The following is a 15763-nucleotide window of genomic DNA, read 5'->3' as shown; positions in this document are numbered from 1 at the left end:
TTTCTAGCCCTTACTTGGAGTAGAGCTCGACAATCAGGCTTTCGTTGATGTCGGCGGACAGATCACTGCGAGCAGGAACGTTCTTGAAAACGCCCGACTTCTTCTCAGTGTCTACTTCTACCCATTCTACGCGGCCACGTTGGGCACACAGATCGAGAGCTTGGACAATGCGAAGTTGGTTTTTAGCTTTCTCGCGAACTGCGACCACGTCACCAGCACGAACCTGGTAGGACGGAACGTTTACGGTCTGACCGTTAACGCTGATCGACTTGTGCGATACCAGCTGACGGGATTCGGCACGAGTCGAACCAAAGCCCATACGGTATACAACGTTGTCCAGACGGCATTCGAGCAGTTGCAGCAGGTTTTCACCGGTTGCACCTTTCTTGCCAGCAGCTTCTTTGTAGTAGCCGCTGAACTGACGCTCGAGAACGCCGTAGATACGACGGACCTTCTGCTTTTCACGCAGTTGGGTGCCGTAATCGGACTGGCGACCGCGGCGTTGGCCGTGGATACCAGGTGCTGCTTCAATGTTGCACTTCGATTCGATCGCGCGCACGCCGCTCTTCAGGAAGAGATCGGTGCCTTCGCGACGAGCGAGTTTGCATTTTGGACCAATGTAACGAGCCATTCTTTACAATCTCCTGGATTACACGCGGCGCTTCTTCGGCGGACGGCACCCGTTGTGCGGGATTGGCGTCACGTCGGTGATGCTGGCGATCTTATAGCCACAGCCGTTCAAAGCACGGACAGCAGACTCACGACCTGGACCTGGACCTTTGACGTTAACGTCGAGGTTTTTCAGGCCGTATTCCAGCGCAGCTTGACCAGCACGTTCAGCAGCTACTTGAGCAGCAAACGGGGTGGACTTGCGGGAACCGCGGAAACCCGAACCACCGGAGGTAGCCCAAGAAAGCGCGTTACCTTGACGGTCGGTGATGGTCACGATTGTGTTGTTAAAAGATGCATGGATGTGGGCGATGCCATCAACCACTGTCTTTTTAACTTTTTTACGAGGACGAGCAGCAGGTTTTGCCATGATAATTTTCCTGTCGATTCGCTGGGGCGATTACTTGCGGATCGGCTTACGCGGACCTTTACGGGTACGCGCGTTAGTCTTGGTACGCTGACCGCGTACTGGAAGACCACGACGATGACGCAGACCGCGATAGCAACCGAGGTCCATCAAACGCTTGATTTTCATGTTGATTTCGCGACGCAGGTCACCTTCAGTGGTGAACTTCGCCACTTCGCCACGCAGCTGTTCAATCTGCTCGTCGCTCAGATCCTTGATCTTAGCGGCTGGGTTTACCCCAGCAACTGCGCAAATTTTCTGCGCAGTAGTGCGACCAACACCATAGATGTAGGTCAGCGAGATAACAGTGTGCTTGTTATCTGGAATGTTAACGCCTGCAATACGGGCCATTCAGTGGGACTCCAATTGACAGCTACCTACGCCCCGGAAGCCAAGAAATAGGGCGCGAGATAATATCGCTGTAATAACAAATAATCAACCCGGCAGCGCACTAGCTGCCGGGCTTCAAGCGGATCACACTCAGCCTTGGCGCTGTTTGTGACGCGGTTCCGCGCTGCAAATTACTCGAACAACACCTTCGCGGCGAATAATCTTGCAGTTACGGCACAGCTTTTTCACCGATGCACGAACTTTCATCACCAACTCCTCGAACCTTATGGGGTACTCAGCGCAACATGCCGCTGCCGTAGCCCTTCAGGTTGGCTTTCTTCATCAGGGATTCGTACTGGTGCGAAACGAGGTGCGATTGTACTTGGGACATGAAGTCCATCACAACCACGACCACGATCAGCAACGAGGTCCCGCCAAGGTAGAACGGAACGTTTGCCGCAACCACCAGGAACTGGGGCAACAGACACACGGCCGTCATATATAGAGCACCGAACAGGGTCAAACGAGTCAAAACGCCATCAATGTAGCGTGCAGACTGCTCACCTGGACGGATGCCCGGAATAAAGGCACCGGACTTCTTCAGGTTTTCCGCTACGTCTTTCGGATTGAACATCAACGCCGTATAGAAGAAGCAGAAGAAAATAATCCCTGCACTAAACAGCAGAATATTCAACGGCTGACCAGGAGCGATCGACTGAGAGAGGTCCTGCAGCCAGCCCATATTTTCAGACTGACCAAACCAGGTACCCAACGAAGCCGGAAACAGCAAGATGCTGCTCGCGAAAATTGCCGGAATAACACCGGCCATATTCACTTTCAGCGGCAAGTGGCTGGTCTGCGCAGCAAAAACCTTACGGCCCTGCTGACGCTTGGCGTAGTGAACAGCAATACGACGCTGGCCACGCTCAATGAACACCACAAAACCGATAATCGCTACTGCCAGCAAACCGATGGCAACCAGGGCGAAGATATTGATATCACCCTGACGCGCAGACTCGAAAGACTGCCCGATTGCTCTCGGAAGACCGGCGACGATACCTGCGAAAATCAACATCGAGATACCGTTGCCAACACCACGCTCAGTAATCTGCTCACCCAGCCACATCATGAACATCGCACCAGCCACAAACGTGGATACCGCGACGAAATGGAAGCCAAAGTCACCAGTGAACGCAACGCCCTGCCCTGCCAAGCCAACGGACATGCCGATAGCTTGAACCAGGGCGAGGACGACAGTGCCGTAGCGGGTGTACTGGCTAATCTTGCGACGGCCAGCTTCACCTTCCTTCTTCAACTGCTCCAGCTGCGGGCTGACGGCTGTCATCAGTTGCATGATGATCGATGCCGAAATGTACGGCATGATCCCCAGTGCAAAGATGCTCATCCGCTCCAGCGCACCGCCGGAAAACATGTTGAACAAGCTAAGAATGGTCCCCTCATTCTGTCGAAACAGGTCTGCGAGTCGGTCCGGGTTGATACCTGGAACCGGGATGTGTGCGCCTATTCGGTAGACGATAATCGCCAGGAACAGAAAACGCAGACGAGCCCAAAGTTCAGACATACCGCCTTTGCCGAGCGCTGAGAGAGCACCTTGCTTAGCCATTTATTCCTCGAACTTGCCGCCAGCTGCTTCGATAGCCGAACGCGCACCTTTGGTGGCGCCGATTCCCTTGCCGATAGTGACAGCGCGAGTCACTTCACCGGACAGCATGATTTTCACACGCTGTACGTTGACGTTGATCACGTTGGCATCTTTCAGGGTCTGCACAGTAACGATGTCGCCTTCCACTTTAGCCAGCTCGGACAGACGCACTTCTGCGCGGTCCATGGCTTTCAGGGATACGAAACCGAACTTAGGCAGGCGACGATGCAGCGGCTGTTGACCGCCTTCAAAGCCTGGAGCGATGGTGCCACCGGAACGGGAGGTTTGACCCTTGTGGCCACGGCCACCAGTCTTACCCAAACCGCTACCGATACCACGGCCCGGACGATGCTTTTCGCGACGGGAACCCGGCGCTGGACTCAGATCATTGAGTTTCATCGATTAACCCTCTACACGCAGCATGTAGTAAGCCTTGTTGATCATCCCGCGATTCTCGGGAGTATCCAGGACTTCTACAGTGTGACCGATGCGACGCAGACCCAAACCTTTAACACACAGTTTGTGGTTAGGGATGCGGCCGGTCATGCTTTTGATCAGCGTTACTTTAACGGTAGCCATGATCAGAAGATCTCCTTGACAGTCAGACCACGCTTGGCAGCGATGGACTCAGGAGATTGCATAGCCTTCAGACCCTTGAAAGTGGCGTGAACCACGTTTACCGGGTTAGTCGAGCCGTAGCACTTGGCCAGAACGTTCTGAACGCCAGCAACTTCGAGGACAGCACGCATAGCGCCGCCAGCGATGATACCGGTACCTTCAGAAGCAGGCTGCATGTACACCTTCGAAGCGCCGTGAGCGGACTTCATTGCGTACTGCAGAGTGGTGCCGTTCAGATCAACCTGGATCATGTTGCGGCGAGCAGCTTCCATTGCCTTCTGGATCGCGGCAGGCACTTCACGTGACTTGCCACGGCCGAAGCCAACACGCCCTTTACCATCACCCACCACGGTCAACGCGGTGAAAGTGAAGATACGGCCGCCTTTAACGGTTTTGGCTACGCGGTTAACTTGAACCAGCTTCTCAATGTAGCCTTCGTCGCGCTTTTGGTCGTTATTTGACATAACTTAGAACTCCAGCCCAGCTTCACGAGCAGCATCAGCCAGCGCTTTCACGCGACCGTGGTACTTGAAGCCAGAGCGGTCGAAAGCCACTTGCGAGACGCCAGCGGCCTTAGCACGCGTAGCGACCAGCTGGCCAACCTTTGTGGCCGCGTCGATGTTGCCAGTGGCACCATCACGCAGTTCTTTATCCAAAGTCGAGGCGCTTGCCAGGACTTTGTTGCCGTCGGCCGAGATGACCTGGGCGTAGATGTGCTGCGACGAGCGGAACACGCAGAGACGCACGACTTCGAGTTCGTGCATTTTCAGGCGTGCTTTGCGAGCGCGACGCAGTCGAGTAACTTTTTTGTCGGTCATTTGCTATGCCCTACTTCTTCTTGGCTTCTTTACGACGGACGACTTCGTCCGCGTAGCGCACACCTTTGCCTTTGTACGGCTCTGGTGGACGGAAGTCGCGGATCTCAGCGGCCACTTGACCTACCAGCTGCTTGTCGATGCCCTTGATCAGGATATCGGTCTGGCTAGGAGTCTCAGCAGTGATGCCCGCTGGCAGTTCGTAATCCACTGGGTGCGAGAAGCCAAGGGCAAGGTTCAAAACCGTGCCTTTTGCTTGCGCTTTGTAACCAACACCGACCAGCTGGAGCTTGCGCTCGAAGCCTTGGCTTACGCCTTGGACCATGTTGTTTACCAACGCACGCGTGGTACCGGCCATTGCGCGAGTTTGTTGATCGCCATTGCGAGCAGCGAAACGCAGCTCACCAGCTTCTTCAACGATCTCAACGGACGAATGGATGTTCAGTTCAAGAGTACCCTTGGCACCCTTCACCGAAAGCTGTTGGCCTGCGAATTTGACTTCGACACCGGCTGGCAGCTTAACGGGGTTCTTAGCGACGCGAGACATGCTTATCCCCCCTTAGAACACAGTGCAAAGAACTTCGCCGCCGACACCGGCAGCGCGCGCAGCACGATCCGTCATCACACCTTTGTTGGTGGAGACGATAGACACGCCCAGACCGCCACGAACTTTCGGCAGATCTTCAGCGGACTTGTACTGACGCAGGCCTGGACGGCTAACGCGCTTCACTTCCTCGATGACCGAACGGCCTTCGAAGTACTTCAGCTCGATGGACAGCAGTGGTTTGATTTCGCTGCTGATCTGATAACCCGCAATGTAGCCTTCGTCTTTCAGGACTTTGGCAACAGCTACCTTCAACTTGGAAGATGGCATGCTTACGACGGACTTTTCAGCCATCTGGGCATTACGGATACGAGTTAGCATGTCCGCTAACGGGTCCTGCATACTCATGGGCTAGACGCTCCTAATACAAAAAAATTAGCCTTGCGGCTACATATGTCGCCGAGAATCTCCGAGCACAAAAAACACGGGCTCAGGCGAGCCGCGTATTTTAGACATACTCCAGAAATGAAACAAGCCCCAAAAGGGGCTTGATCCAGATTCAAGGTCACCGGCGGTCAGTATCTTGCGATTCCGACCACCTGGACGTTGAAAGTACTTACCAGCTGGCTTTAACCAGACCTGGTACGTCACCACGCATTGCCGCTTCACGCAGTTTGTTACGGCCAAGGCCGAACTTGCGGTAAACGCCGTGTGGACGACCGGTCAGGCGGCAGCGGTTACGCATGCGCGAAGCGCTTGCGTCACGTGGCTGCTTCTGCAGAGCAACTGTAGCTTCCCAACGCGCTTCTGGACTTGCGTTCAGATCAACGATGATTGCTTTCAGTGCTGCACGCTTCTTGGCGTACTTGGCAACCGTGAGCTGACGCTTCAGCTCGCGGTTTTTCATGCTCATCTTGGCCATGGTCCTACTCCAATCAGTTGCGGAACGGGAATTTGAACGCACGCAGCAGAGCGCGGCCTTCATCATCGTTCTTGGCAGTGGTGGTCAGGGTGATGTCCAGACCGCGGAGAGCATCGATCTTGTCGTAGTCGATTTCCGGGAAGATGATCTGCTCTTTAACGCCCATGCTGTAGTTACCACGACCATCGAAGGACTTGGCATTCAGGCCGCGGAAGTCGCGGACCCGAGGCAGGGAGATCGACAGCAGACGATCCAGGAATTCGTACATACGCTCACGGCGCAGAGTCACTTTGACGCCGATCGGCCAACCTTCACGGACTTTAAAGCCAGCGATGGATTTCCGAGCGTAAGTCACAACGACTTTTTGACCGGTGATCTTTTCCAGGTCGGCAACAGCGTGCTCGATGACTTTTTTGTCGCCGATCGCTTCGCCCAGACCCATGTTCAGGGTGATTTTGGTGACGCGCGGAACTTCCATCACGTTCCCGAGCTTAAGTTCTTCCTTAAGCTTAGGGGCGATTTCCTTCCGGTAAATCTCTTGTAGTCGTGCCATGGTCTAATCTACCTAGCAGTGTTCAAGCATCAACCGCTTTTTGGGTCGACTTGAAGACACGAATTTTCTTACCGTCTTCTACTTTGAAACCAACGCGGTCAGCCTTGTTGGTTTCGCCGTTGAAGATGGCGACGTTAGAAGCATCCAGCGGAGCCTCTTTCTCGACGATACCGCCCTGCACGCCCGACATCGGGTTAGGCTTGGTATGACGCTTGACCAGGTTCAGACCACCGATAACCAGACGGTTATTAGCGAGAACCTTAAGCACCTTACCGCGCTTACCTTTGTCTTTGCCGGCGATCACGATGATCTCGTCGTCACGACGAATCTTTTGCATGTCGGATCTCCTTACAGCACTTCTGGGGCGAGCGAGACGATCTTCATGAACTTCTCAGTACGAAGTTCACGGGTCACTGGCCCAAAGATACGGGTGCCGATCGGCTCTTGCTTGTTGTTCAGAAGAACAGCAGCGTTGCCATCAAAGCGGATAATGGAGCCATCAGCACGACGTACGCCGTGACGAGTGCGGACTACAACAGCAGTCATCACTTGGCCTTTTTTCACTTTACCGCGAGGAATTGCTTCCTTGACGGTAACTTTGATGATGTCACCGATACCAGCGTAACGACGATGGGAGCCACCCAGCACCTTGATGCACATAACACGGCGAGCGCCGCTGTTATCGGCCACATCGAGCATGGATTGAGTCTGAATCATATAATTTCTCCGACCCCTAGTCCTTAGACTTCCACAGCGCGTTCGAGAACATCAACCAGTGCCCAAGACTTGGTCTTGGCCATCGGACGAGTTTCACGAATAGTGACTTTGTCGCCGATGTGGCACTGATTGGTTTCGTCGTGCGCGTGCAGCTTAGTCGAACGCTTAACATATTTACCGTAGATCGGGTGCTTAACGCGACGCTCGATCAAAACGGTGATGGTTTTGTCCATCTTGTCGCTGACAACACGGCCAGTCAGCGTACGGACAGTCTTTTCGGCTTCAGCCATGATCACTTACCTGCCTGCTGGTTGAGCACAGTCTTCACGCGAGCGATGTCACGCTTAACTTGCGAGAGCAGATGAGACTGCCCCAACTGGCCAGTTGCTTTCTGCATACGCAGATTGAACTGGTCGCGCAGCAGGCCGAGCAGTTGCTCGTTCAGCTGCTGTGCGGATTTTTCACGAAGTTCATTCGCTTTCATCACATCACCGTCCGTTTAACAAAGGAGGTGGCGAGCGGCAGCTTTGCAGCAGCCAGGGCGAAAGCCTCACGCGCCAGCTCTTCAGAAACACCCTCGATTTCATACAGGACTTTGCCTGGCTGAATCTGGGCTACCCAGTATTCCACGTTACCCTTACCTTTACCCATCCGAACCTCGAGAGGTTTTTTGGAGATCGGCTTGTCCGGGAATACACGGATCCAGATCTTGCCGCCACGTTTTACGTGACGGGTCAGAGCACGACGCGCTGACTCGATCTGACGAGCGGTGAGACGACCACGAGCTACAGACTTCAGCGCGAACTCGCCGAAGCTGACTTTGCTACCGCGCTGAGCCAGACCACGGTTGTGGCCTGTCATCTGCTTGCGGAACTTCGTACGCTTAGGTTGCAACATTTGGCGTACCCCTTACTTAGCAGCTTTTTTACGAGGCGCTGGTGCTTGTGGTTTCAGTTCTTCTTGGCGACCACCAATTACTTCGCCTTTGAAGATCCAAACCTTTACACCGATCACACCGTAAGTGGTGTGAGCTTCGTAGTTGGCATAGTCGATGTCGGCACGCAGGGTGTGCAGTGGCACACGACCTTCGCGATACCATTCAGTACGTGCGATTTCAGCACCGCCGAGACGACCGCTCACTTGGATTTTGATGCCTTTGGCACCAATGCGCATGGCGTTCTGTACGGCGCGCTTCATAGCGCGACGGAACATTACGCGACGCTCCAGCTGCTGAGCTACGCTCTGCGCAACCAGCATACCGTCGAGCTCCGGCTTGCGGATCTCTTCGATATTGATGTGCACAGGCACACCCATTTGCTTGGTCAGGTCCTGACGCAGTTTCTCAACATCTTCACCTTTCTTCCCGATAACGATACCTGGACGAGCGGTGTGGATGGTGATACGTGCAGTTTGGGCCGGACGATGGATATCGATACGGCTTACGGACGCGCTTTTTAGTTTGTCTTGGAGATACTCACGCACCTTCAGATCAGCGAACAAATAGTCCGCATAAGTCCGACCGTCTGCGTACCAGACGGAGGTGTGCTCCTTGACGATTCCCAGGCGAATGCCAATGGGATGTACTTTCTGACCCATCTCTTCGACTCCGTTACTTGTCAGCAACCTTGACAGTGATATGGCAAGACCGCTTGACGATGCGATCAGCACGGCCTTTGGCACGCGGCATGATGCGCTTCAGCGAACGCCCTTCGTTGACGAAAACGGTGCTGACCTTCAGGTCATCAACGTCTGCGCCTTCGTTATGCTCGGCGTTGGCTACGGCCGACTCCAGCACTTTCTTCATGATCTCGGCGGCTTTCTTACTGCTGAAAGCCAACAGGTTGAGCGCTTCGCCCACCTTCTTCCCGCGGATCTGGTCGGCGACCAAGCGGGCTTTCTGGGCGGAGATTCGAGCGCCCGACAACTTAGCGGCTACTTCCATTTCCTAACCCCTTAACGCTTGGCTTTCTTGTCTGCCACGTGCCCACGATAAGTGCGGGTACCGGCGAACTCGCCCAGTTTGTGGCCGACCATGTCTTCGTTAACGAGAACTGGGACGTGTTGACGACCGTTGTGTACTGCGATGGTCAGACCGACCATTTGTGGCAGGATCATCGAACGACGCGACCAGGTTTTAACTGGTTTGCGATCGTTCTTTTCCGCCGCCACTTCGATCTTCTTCAGTAGGTGAAGATCAATAAAAGGACCTTTTTTCAGAGAACGTGGCACTGTCGTATCCCTCTATTTACTTGCGACGACGGACGATCATTTTGTCGGTACGCTTATTACCACGAGTCTTCGCGCCCTTAGTCGGGAAGCCCCATGGCGATACCGGATGACGACCACCAGAGGTACGACCTTCACCACCACCGTGTGGGTGGTCAACCGGGTTCATGGCAACACCACGAACGGTTGGGCGAACGCCACGCCAGCGTTTGGCACCAGCTTTACCCAACGAACGCAGGCTGTGCTCGGAGTTCGAGACTTCGCCCAGGGTCGCACGGCATTCAGCCAGTACTTTACGCATCTCACCAGAACGCAGACGCAGGGTCACGTAGACACCTTCACGAGCGATCAGCTGAGCCGAAGCACCAGCGGAACGAGCGATTTGCGCGCCTTTACCTGGCTTCAATTCGATGCCGTGTACGGTGCTACCAACTGGAATGTTACGCAGTTGCAGAGCATTGCCCGGCTTGATCGGTGCCAAAGCACCTGCGATCAGCTGGTCGCCAGCACTTACGCCTTTAGGGGCGATGATGTAGCGACGCTCGCCATCTGCGTACAGCAGCAGAGCGATGTGAGCAGTACGGTTTGGATCGTATTCAATACGCTCGACAGTGGCAGCGATGCCATCTTTGTCGTTGCGACGGAAATCGACCAGACGATAATGCTGCTTATGGCCACCACCGATGTGACGAGTGGTAATGCGACCATTGTTGTTACGACCACCAGACTTCGATTTTTTCTCGAGCAGCGGTGCGTGAGGAGCGCCTTTATGCAGCTCCTGGTTGACCACCTTGACCACAAAACGGCGGCCAGGGGAAGTCGGTTTGCATTTAACGATTGCCATGATGCACCCCTTCCTTACTCAGCACTGCTGCTGAAATCGAGATCTTGGCCTGGCTGAAGGGAGATAACTGCCTTCTTCCAGTCATTACGCTTGCCCAGACCGCGAGCAGTGCGCTTGCTCTTACCCAGAACATTCAGGGTAGTAACACGCTCTACTTTCACGCTGAACAGGCTTTCGACGGCCTTCTTGATTTCCAGCTTGGTTGCGTCAGTTGCAACCTTGAAAACGAACTGGCCTTTCTTGTCAGCCAGAACCGTAGCCTTTTCGGAAACGTGCGGGCCAAGCAGAACTTTAAATACGCGTTCCTGGTTCATCCCAGCAGCTCCTCGAATTTCTTCACGGCCGACACGGTGATCAACACCTTGTCGTATGCGATCAGACTAACTGGATCGGAACCTTGCACGTCACGGACATCAACGTGTGGCAGGTTGCGAGCAGCCAGGTACAGGTTCTGATCAACAGCTTCAGACACGATCAAAACATCGGTCAGGCTCATGTTGTTCAGTTTGCCCAGCAGATCTTTGGTTTTTGGACTTTCAACAGCGAAGTCCTGAACCACGACCAGACGATCAGTACGCACGAGTTCAGCAAGGATGGAGCGCAGAGCTGCGCGGTACATCTTCTTGTTGAGCTTCTGAGAGTGATCCTGTGGACGAGCTGCGAAAGTGGTACCGCCGCCACGCCAGATTGGGCTACGGATAGTACCGGCACGAGCACGGCCAGTGCCTTTCTGACGCCAAGGGCGCTTACCGCCACCACGTACGTCGGAACGGGTCTTTTGCTGCTTGCTACCTTGACGGCCGCCGGCCATGTAGGCCACGACTGCTTGGTGAACGAGCGTCTCGTTGAATTCGCCGCCAAATGTCAGTTCGGAAACTTCGATCGCTTGAGCGTCATTTACATTTAATTGCATGTCAGCTTCCCCTTAACCGCGAGCCTTGGCCGCTGGACGTACAACCAGGTTGCCGCCAGTAGCGCCAGGAACAGCACCCTTGACCAACAACAGATTGCGTTCAGCGTCGACGCGCACTACTTCGAGGGACTGCACGGTCACGCGCTCAGCGCCCATATGACCGGACATTTTTTTGCCCTTGAATACACGACCAGGAGTCTGGCACTGGCCAATAGAGCCCGGGACGCGGTGGGAAACGGAGTTACCGTGAGTGTTGTCTTGACCACGGAAATTCCAACGCTTGATCGTACCCTGGAAGCCTTTACCCTTGGACTGACCGGTTACATCAACCAGTTGACCAGCGGCGAAGATTTCAGCGTTGATCAGATCGCCAGCCTGGTAGTCGCCGTCTTCAAGACGGAACTCCATAACAGTACGACCAGCTGCAACGTTTGCTTTAGCGAAGTGACCTGCTTGAGCAGCAGTCACGCGCGAAGCACGACGCTCGCCGACAGTGACTTGCACTGCACGATAGCCATCGGTTTCTTCAGTTTTGAACTGGGTGACGCGATTCGGTTCGATCTCAATGACCGTGACCGGAATGGAGACACCTTCTTCGGTGAAAATACGGGTCATACCGCATTTACGACCGACTACACCAATAGTCATGTTGTAAACCTCATGAGTGTACGGGGCTTTCACCCGCTATGGCCGCCCATTTCAGAGCGTTACACGACTAAGACCCAAGTCTTAGCCGAGGCTGATCTGTACTTCCACACCGGCCGCCAGATCGAGCTTCATAAGTGCATCAACGGTTTTATCCGTTGGCTGGACGATGTCCAGTACGCGCTTATGAGTACGGATCTCGTACTGGTCACGCGCGTCTTTGTTGACGTGCGGGGAGACCAGAACGGTGAACCGCTCTTTACGGGTAGGCAGTGGAATTGGACCACGCACTTGAGCACCAGTACGTTTCGCGGTTTCCACGATTTCCTGGGTGGATTGGTCGATCAGGCGATGGTCAAAAGCCTTCAACCTGATACGGATTTGCTGATTTTGCATTGGATTTCAGACTCCGGCTGCTATTCCCACCGGGCGCAATACGCCCGTTAAAAGGAGGCGCAATTCTATAGACGCCCTAGATAGGTGTCAACCCAATAAAAAAGGCCCCCGCTAAGCGGGGGCCTTCTCAAAACATCAAAGCTCACTCGAAAGAGAGATTACTCGATGATTTTAGCTACAACGCCAGCACCAACGGTACGGCCGCCTTCACGGATTGCGAAGCGCAGACCGTCTTCCATTGCGATGGTTTTGATCAGGGTAACAGTCATTTGAATGTTGTCACCTGGCATTACCATTTCAACGCCTTCTGGCAATTCGCAGTTACCGGTCACGTCAGTAGTACGGAAGTAGAACTGTGGACGGTAGCCCTTGAAGAACGGAGTATGACGGCCGCCTTCTTCTTTGCTCAGAACGTAAACTTCTGCGGTGAACTTGGTGTGCGGCTTGACCGAACCTGGCTTAACCAGAACCTGGCCACGCTCAACGTCGTCACGCTTGGTACCACGCAGCAGAACGCCGCAGTTCTCGCCAGCACGACCTTCGTCGAGCAGTTTGCGGAACATTTCAACACCGGTGCAGGTGGTGACAGTAGTGTCACGCAGACCAACGATTTCCAGTGGATCCTGAACGCGAACGATACCGCGCTCGATACGACCAGTCACAACAGTACCGCGACCAGAGATCGAGAATACGTCTTCGATTGGCATCAGGAACGGCTTGTCGGTCAGACGAACTGGTTCTGGGATGTAGCTGTCCAGAGTTTCAACCAGTTTACGAACGGCAGTGGTGCCCATTTCGTTTTCGTCATTGCCTTCCAGAGCCATACGAGCAGAACCGATGATGATCGGAGTGTCGTCACCTGGGAAGTCGTAAGTGCTCAGCAGATCGCGCACTTCCATCTCAACCAGTTCCAGCAGCTCAGCGTCGTCTACCAGGTCAGCCTTGTTCAGGAAAACCACGATGTACGGAACGCCAACCTGGCGGGACAGCAGGATGTGCTCACGGGTTTGTGGCATCGGACCATCAGCGGCCGAGCAAACCAGGATCGCGCCGTCCATCTGGGCAGCACCAGTGATCATGTTCTTCACATAGTCAGCGTGACCTGGGCAGTCAACGTGAGCGTAGTGACGAATAGTCGAGTTGTACTCAACGTGCGCGGTGTTGATGGTGATACCACGAGCTTTTTCTTCTGGTGCGCTGTCGATCTTGTCGAAGTCAACACGAGCCGAACCGAAAACTTCGGAGCAGACGCGAGTCAGAGCAGCGGTCAGAGTGGTTTTACCGTGGTCAACGTGGCCGATGGTGCCAACGTTTACGTGCGGTAGGGAACGATCAAATTTTTCTTTAGCCACGACAATTAACTCCTTGCCTAAAGGACTGAATCAGCCTTGTTTTTTGGATACAGTTTCAGCGATGTGCGCCGGAGCTGTGTTGTATTTTTTGAATTCCATAGAGTAGCTTGCGCGACCCTGGGACATGGAGCGAACGTCGGTCGCATAACCGAACATCTCACCCAACGGAACCTCGGCGCGAATCACTTTGCCGGAAACCGTGTCTTCCATACCCAAGATCATGCCGCGACGACGGTTAAGGTCGCCCATGACATCACCCATATAGTCTTCAGGTGTAACAACTTCTACCGCCATGATTGGCTCAAGCAACTCACCACCGCCCTTCTGGGCCAGTTGCTTGGTTGCCATGGAAGCAGCCACCTTAAACGCCATCTCGTTGGAGTCGACGTCGTGGTAAGAACCGTCAAAAACGGTTGCTTTCAGGCCGATCAGCGGATAGCCGGCAACAACACCGTTCTTCATCTGCTCTTCGATACCCTTCTGGATAGCAGGGATGTATTCCTTAGGAACAACACCACCTACTACTTCGTTCACGAATTGCAGACCTTCCTGACCTTCGTCAGCAGGAGCAAAACGGATCCAGCAGTGACCGAACTGACCACGACCGCCGGATTGACGAACGAACTTGCCTTCGATTTCGCAGTTCTTCGTGATGCGCTCACGATAGGAAACCTGAGGCTTACCGATGTTGGCTTCGACGTTGAACTCACGGCGCATCCGGTCAACCAGGATGTCCAGGTGCAGCTCGCCCATGCCAGAGATGATCGTTTGACCAGTCTCTTCATCAGTTTTGACGCGGAAAGATGGATCTTCCTGAGCAAGCTTGCCCAGAGCGATACCCATTTTTTCCTGGTCATCCTTGGTTTTAGGCTCTACGGCAACCGAGATAACCGGCTCCGGGAAGTCCATGCGAACCAGGATGATTGGCTTGGCAGCGTCGCACAAAGTTTCACCAGTGGTGACGTCCTTCATGCCGATCAGGGCCGCGATGTCACCAGCGCGTACTTCCTTGATCTCTTCACGGGCGTTTGCGTGCATTTGCACCATACGACCCACGCGCTCTTTCTTGCCTTTAACCGAGTTGATCACGCCGTCGCCGGAGGCCAACACGCCCGAGTAAACGCGGACGAAGGTCAAAGTACCCACGAATGGGTCGGTAGCGATCTTGAACGCCAGAGCCGAGAACGGCTCGTTGTCGTCAGCATGACGCTCCATCTCTTCTTCCTCGTTATCAGGGTTGGAACCCTTGATAGCAGGAATGTCGGTTGGAGCAGGCAGGTAGTCGATAACGGCGTCGAGAACCAGGGGAACACCCTTGTTCTTGAACGAGGAACCGCAAACAGCCAAGACGATCTCACCAGCGATAGTACGCTGACGCAGAGCGGCCTTGATTTCCACGTTGGTGAGTTCTTCACCTTCGAGGTATTTGTTCATCAGCTCTTCGCTGGCTTCGGCTGCAGCCTCAACCATGTTGTTGCGCCACTCGTCAGCCAGCTCCTGAAGCTCTTCAGGGATAGGCTTGCGAACAGGAACCATACCTTTGTCGGAATCATTCCAGTAAACAGCTTCCATGTTGATCAGATCGATCTGACCCTGGAAATTGTCTTCGGAACCGATAGCCAACTGGATAGGCACCGGAGTGTGACCCAGACGCTGCTTGATCTGACCGATCACGCGCAGGAAGTTGGCACCAGCACGGTCCATCTTGTTTACATAAACAAGACGTGGAACGCCGTACTTGTTGGCTTGACGCCATACGGTTTCCGACTGAGGCTCAACACCCGAGGTGCCGCAGAACACAACGACAGCGCCGTCGAGTACGCGCAGGGAACGCTCAACTTCAATGGTGAAGTCTACGTGGCCCGGGGTATCGATTACGTTGAAGCGATGCTCGTCTTTGTACTGCTTCTCGGAACCTTTCCAGAAGGCGGTAATAGCAGCAGAAGTAATGGTAATACCACGCTCCTGCTCCTGAACCATCCAGTCTGTGGTCGCGGCGCCGTCATGCACCTCGCCCATTTTGTGACTTTTGCCGGTGTAAAACAGTACGCGCTCGGTGGTGGTGGTTTTACCAGCATCCACGTGAGCGACGATACCGATGTTACGGTAGCGGCTAATCGGAGTAGTACGAGCCATAAAGCCCTCGCAAA

General features: G+C 54.2%; 28 protein-coding genes. All 28 read right to left on the bottom strand.

The annotated features are described in order from the left end of the window. Positions 1 to 10: 10 nt before the first annotated feature. Positions 11 to 631, bottom strand: a complete 621-nt coding sequence (rpsD, locus tag TX23_RS24780; protein WP_003176404.1) for a 30S ribosomal protein S4 — start codon at positions 629 to 631, stop codon at positions 11 to 13. 18 nt (positions 632 to 649) lie between these two features. Continuing rightward, entirely contained in the window at positions 650 to 1039 is a 390-nt protein-coding gene (gene rpsK / locus TX23_RS24775) for a 30S ribosomal protein S11 (protein ID WP_002555466.1), read from the bottom strand. Positions 1040 to 1069: 30 nt separating this feature from the next. Further along, a complete protein-coding gene (gene rpsM / locus TX23_RS24770) occupies positions 1070 to 1426 on the bottom strand; it encodes a 30S ribosomal protein S13 (protein ID WP_003194635.1) in 357 nt (118 codons plus the stop codon). A gap of 129 nt (positions 1427 to 1555) precedes the next feature. Then, complete coding sequence (gene rpmJ, locus TX23_RS27630) at positions 1556 to 1672, bottom strand: 50S ribosomal protein L36 (protein WP_002555468.1); 117 nt, start codon at positions 1670 to 1672, stop codon at positions 1556 to 1558. Between the two features lie 28 nt (positions 1673 to 1700). Continuing rightward, complete coding sequence (gene secY / locus TX23_RS24765; RefSeq protein WP_003194637.1) at positions 1701 to 3029, bottom strand: preprotein translocase subunit SecY; 1329 nt, start codon at positions 3027 to 3029, stop codon at positions 1701 to 1703. Next, entirely contained in the window at positions 3030 to 3467 is a 438-nt protein-coding gene (gene rplO / locus TX23_RS24760; RefSeq protein ID WP_003176407.1) for a 50S ribosomal protein L15, read from the bottom strand. A 3-nt stretch (positions 3468 to 3470) separates the two neighbouring features. Next, a complete protein-coding gene (gene rpmD / locus TX23_RS24755) occupies positions 3471 to 3647 on the bottom strand; it encodes a 50S ribosomal protein L30 (protein ID WP_003186033.1) in 177 nt (58 codons plus the stop codon). A gap of 2 nt (positions 3648 to 3649) precedes the next feature. Continuing rightward, positions 3650 to 4150 (bottom strand): 30S ribosomal protein S5, encoded by a 501-nt coding sequence (rpsE, locus tag TX23_RS24750; RefSeq protein WP_003176409.1) that lies wholly within the window; start codon positions 4148 to 4150, stop codon positions 3650 to 3652. Between the two features lie 3 nt (positions 4151 to 4153). Next, positions 4154 to 4504 carry a 50S ribosomal protein L18 gene (gene rplR, locus TX23_RS24745; protein WP_003186037.1) on the bottom strand — a complete coding sequence of 117 codons (351 nt, stop codon included), beginning with the start codon at positions 4502 to 4504 and terminating at the stop codon, positions 4154 to 4156. 10 nt (positions 4505 to 4514) lie between these two features. Next, positions 4515 to 5048, bottom strand: coding sequence for a 50S ribosomal protein L6 (gene rplF / locus TX23_RS24740; RefSeq protein WP_003194640.1), 534 nt, complete (start codon positions 5046 to 5048; stop codon positions 4515 to 4517). A 12-nt stretch (positions 5049 to 5060) separates the two neighbouring features. Beyond that, positions 5061 to 5453: a 30S ribosomal protein S8 gene (gene rpsH / locus TX23_RS24735; RefSeq protein WP_003176413.1), complete on the bottom strand. Its 393-nt coding sequence runs from the start codon at positions 5451 to 5453 to the stop codon at positions 5061 to 5063. 208 nt (positions 5454 to 5661) lie between these two features. After that, the gene (gene rpsN, locus TX23_RS24730) at positions 5662 to 5967 is read right to left on the bottom strand and encodes a 30S ribosomal protein S14 (protein WP_003176414.1); all 306 of its coding nucleotides are present in this window, start codon (positions 5965 to 5967) and stop codon (positions 5662 to 5664) included. A 13-nt stretch (positions 5968 to 5980) separates the two neighbouring features. Further along, complete coding sequence (gene rplE, locus TX23_RS24725) at positions 5981 to 6520, bottom strand: 50S ribosomal protein L5 (protein WP_003194642.1); 540 nt, start codon at positions 6518 to 6520, stop codon at positions 5981 to 5983. 22 nt (positions 6521 to 6542) lie between these two features. Further along, positions 6543 to 6857: a 50S ribosomal protein L24 gene (rplX, locus tag TX23_RS24720; RefSeq protein WP_003176416.1), complete on the bottom strand. Its 315-nt coding sequence runs from the start codon at positions 6855 to 6857 to the stop codon at positions 6543 to 6545. 11 nt (positions 6858 to 6868) lie between these two features. Continuing rightward, positions 6869 to 7237: a 50S ribosomal protein L14 gene (gene rplN, locus TX23_RS24715; protein WP_002555479.1), complete on the bottom strand. Its 369-nt coding sequence runs from the start codon at positions 7235 to 7237 to the stop codon at positions 6869 to 6871. A 23-nt stretch (positions 7238 to 7260) separates the two neighbouring features. Then, positions 7261 to 7527 carry a 30S ribosomal protein S17 gene (rpsQ, locus tag TX23_RS24710; protein ID WP_003194644.1) on the bottom strand — a complete coding sequence of 89 codons (267 nt, stop codon included), beginning with the start codon at positions 7525 to 7527 and terminating at the stop codon, positions 7261 to 7263. A gap of 2 nt (positions 7528 to 7529) precedes the next feature. After that, the gene (gene rpmC / locus TX23_RS24705; RefSeq protein ID WP_002555481.1) at positions 7530 to 7721 is read right to left on the bottom strand and encodes a 50S ribosomal protein L29; all 192 of its coding nucleotides are present in this window, start codon (positions 7719 to 7721) and stop codon (positions 7530 to 7532) included. Continuing rightward, positions 7721 to 8134 carry a 50S ribosomal protein L16 gene (gene rplP / locus TX23_RS24700; protein ID WP_003176421.1) on the bottom strand — a complete coding sequence of 138 codons (414 nt, stop codon included), beginning with the start codon at positions 8132 to 8134 and terminating at the stop codon, positions 7721 to 7723. The genes rpmC and rplP overlap by 1 nt, the downstream gene beginning before the upstream one ends. Positions 8135 to 8146: 12 nt before the next feature. After that, positions 8147 to 8833 carry a 30S ribosomal protein S3 gene (gene rpsC / locus TX23_RS24695; RefSeq protein WP_003176422.1) on the bottom strand — a complete coding sequence of 229 codons (687 nt, stop codon included), beginning with the start codon at positions 8831 to 8833 and terminating at the stop codon, positions 8147 to 8149. Between the two features lie 13 nt (positions 8834 to 8846). Continuing rightward, positions 8847 to 9179, bottom strand: coding sequence for a 50S ribosomal protein L22 (rplV, locus tag TX23_RS24690; RefSeq protein WP_003103908.1), 333 nt, complete (start codon positions 9177 to 9179; stop codon positions 8847 to 8849). An 11-nt stretch (positions 9180 to 9190) separates the two neighbouring features. Then, positions 9191 to 9466 (bottom strand): 30S ribosomal protein S19, encoded by a 276-nt coding sequence (gene rpsS, locus TX23_RS24685; protein ID WP_002555486.1) that lies wholly within the window; start codon positions 9464 to 9466, stop codon positions 9191 to 9193. A gap of 16 nt (positions 9467 to 9482) precedes the next feature. Then, positions 9483 to 10307: a 50S ribosomal protein L2 gene (gene rplB, locus TX23_RS24680; RefSeq protein ID WP_003186055.1), complete on the bottom strand. Its 825-nt coding sequence runs from the start codon at positions 10305 to 10307 to the stop codon at positions 9483 to 9485. A gap of 14 nt (positions 10308 to 10321) precedes the next feature. Beyond that, positions 10322 to 10621 (bottom strand): 50S ribosomal protein L23, encoded by a 300-nt coding sequence (gene rplW / locus TX23_RS24675; RefSeq protein ID WP_002555488.1) that lies wholly within the window; start codon positions 10619 to 10621, stop codon positions 10322 to 10324. Then, a complete protein-coding gene (gene rplD / locus TX23_RS24670) occupies positions 10618 to 11220 on the bottom strand; it encodes a 50S ribosomal protein L4 (RefSeq protein WP_003176424.1) in 603 nt (200 codons plus the stop codon). The genes rplW and rplD overlap by 4 nt, the downstream gene beginning before the upstream one ends. Positions 11221 to 11232: 12 nt before the next feature. After that, the gene (rplC, locus tag TX23_RS24665; RefSeq protein ID WP_003194649.1) at positions 11233 to 11868 is read right to left on the bottom strand and encodes a 50S ribosomal protein L3; all 636 of its coding nucleotides are present in this window, start codon (positions 11866 to 11868) and stop codon (positions 11233 to 11235) included. An 81-nt stretch (positions 11869 to 11949) separates the two neighbouring features. Then, on the bottom strand, positions 11950 to 12261 hold the full coding sequence (gene rpsJ / locus TX23_RS24660) for a 30S ribosomal protein S10 (RefSeq protein ID WP_003186070.1): 312 nt from the start codon (positions 12259 to 12261) through the stop codon (positions 11950 to 11952). Between the two features lie 158 nt (positions 12262 to 12419). Continuing rightward, positions 12420 to 13613: an elongation factor Tu gene (gene tuf / locus TX23_RS24655; protein WP_005791980.1), complete on the bottom strand. Its 1194-nt coding sequence runs from the start codon at positions 13611 to 13613 to the stop codon at positions 12420 to 12422. Between the two features lie 30 nt (positions 13614 to 13643). Further along, on the bottom strand, positions 13644 to 15749 hold the full coding sequence (gene fusA, locus TX23_RS24650) for an elongation factor G (protein ID WP_003194651.1): 2106 nt from the start codon (positions 15747 to 15749) through the stop codon (positions 13644 to 13646). Between the last annotated feature and the right edge of the window lie 14 nt (positions 15750 to 15763).

The sequence above is a fragment of the Pseudomonas paralactis genome (genome assembly GCF_001439735.1).
Classification (GTDB): Bacteria; Pseudomonadota; Gammaproteobacteria; order Pseudomonadales; family Pseudomonadaceae; genus Aquipseudomonas; species Aquipseudomonas paralactis.
This window is presented reverse-complemented; position numbering and strand designations above follow the sequence as displayed.

Bases quoted from the DNA above. Each gene is read 5' to 3' on its own strand.
- rpmJ (WP_002555468.1), bottom strand. From the start codon at position 1,672: ATGAAAGTTCGTGCATCGGTGAAAAAGCTGTGCCGTAACTGCAAGATT.
- rpmC (WP_002555481.1), bottom strand. From the start codon at position 7,721: ATGAAAGCGAATGAACTTCGTGAAAAATCCGCACAGCAGCTGAACGAG.
- rplO (WP_003176407.1), bottom strand. From the start codon at position 3,467: ATGAAACTCAATGATCTGAGTCCAGCGCCGGGTTCCCGTCGCGAAAAG.
- rplX (WP_003176416.1), bottom strand. From the start codon at position 6,857: ATGCAAAAGATTCGTCGTGACGACGAGATCATCGTGATCGCCGGCAAA.
- secY (WP_003194637.1), bottom strand. From the start codon at position 3,029: ATGGCTAAGCAAGGTGCTCTCTCAGCGCTCGGCAAAGGCGGTATGTCT.
- rplN (WP_002555479.1), bottom strand. From the start codon at position 7,237: ATGATTCAGACTCAATCCATGCTCGATGTGGCCGATAACAGCGGCGCT.
- rplW (WP_002555488.1), bottom strand. From the start codon at position 10,621: ATGAACCAGGAACGCGTATTTAAAGTTCTGCTTGGCCCGCACGTTTCC.
- rpsN (WP_003176414.1), bottom strand. From the start codon at position 5,967: ATGGCCAAGATGAGCATGAAAAACCGCGAGCTGAAGCGTCAGCTCACG.
- rpsK (WP_002555466.1), bottom strand. From the start codon at position 1,039: ATGGCAAAACCTGCTGCTCGTCCTCGTAAAAAAGTTAAAAAGACAGTG.
- rplP (WP_003176421.1), bottom strand. From the start codon at position 8,134: ATGTTGCAACCTAAGCGTACGAAGTTCCGCAAGCAGATGACAGGCCAC.
- rpsJ (WP_003186070.1), bottom strand. From the start codon at position 12,261: ATGCAAAATCAGCAAATCCGTATCAGGTTGAAGGCTTTTGACCATCGC.
- rplB (WP_003186055.1), bottom strand. From the start codon at position 10,307: ATGGCAATCGTTAAATGCAAACCGACTTCCCCTGGCCGCCGTTTTGTG.
- rpsH (WP_003176413.1), bottom strand. From the start codon at position 5,453: ATGAGTATGCAGGACCCGTTAGCGGACATGCTAACTCGTATCCGTAAT.
- rplR (WP_003186037.1), bottom strand. From the start codon at position 4,504: ATGACCGACAAAAAAGTTACTCGACTGCGTCGCGCTCGCAAAGCACGC.
- rplF (WP_003194640.1), bottom strand. From the start codon at position 5,048: ATGTCTCGCGTCGCTAAGAACCCCGTTAAGCTGCCAGCCGGTGTCGAA.
- rpmD (WP_003186033.1), bottom strand. From the start codon at position 3,647: ATGGCTACCGTTAAAGTAACGCTGATCAAAAGCATGACCGGCCGCATC.
- fusA (WP_003194651.1), bottom strand. From the start codon at position 15,749: ATGGCTCGTACTACTCCGATTAGCCGCTACCGTAACATCGGTATCGTC.
- rpsC (WP_003176422.1), bottom strand. From the start codon at position 8,833: ATGGGTCAGAAAGTACATCCCATTGGCATTCGCCTGGGAATCGTCAAG.
- rplD (WP_003176424.1), bottom strand. From the start codon at position 11,220: ATGCAATTAAATGTAAATGACGCTCAAGCGATCGAAGTTTCCGAACTG.
- rplC (WP_003194649.1), bottom strand. From the start codon at position 11,868: ATGACTATTGGTGTAGTCGGTCGTAAATGCGGTATGACCCGTATTTTC.
- rplV (WP_003103908.1), bottom strand. From the start codon at position 9,179: ATGGAAGTAGCCGCTAAGTTGTCGGGCGCTCGAATCTCCGCCCAGAAA.
- rplE (WP_003194642.1), bottom strand. From the start codon at position 6,520: ATGGCACGACTACAAGAGATTTACCGGAAGGAAATCGCCCCTAAGCTT.
- rpsD (WP_003176404.1), bottom strand. From the start codon at position 631: ATGGCTCGTTACATTGGTCCAAAATGCAAACTCGCTCGTCGCGAAGGC.
- rpsQ (WP_003194644.1), bottom strand. From the start codon at position 7,527: ATGGCTGAAGCCGAAAAGACTGTCCGTACGCTGACTGGCCGTGTTGTC.
- rpsM (WP_003194635.1), bottom strand. From the start codon at position 1,426: ATGGCCCGTATTGCAGGCGTTAACATTCCAGATAACAAGCACACTGTT.
- rpsE (WP_003176409.1), bottom strand. From the start codon at position 4,150: ATGTCAAATAACGACCAAAAGCGCGACGAAGGCTACATTGAGAAGCTG.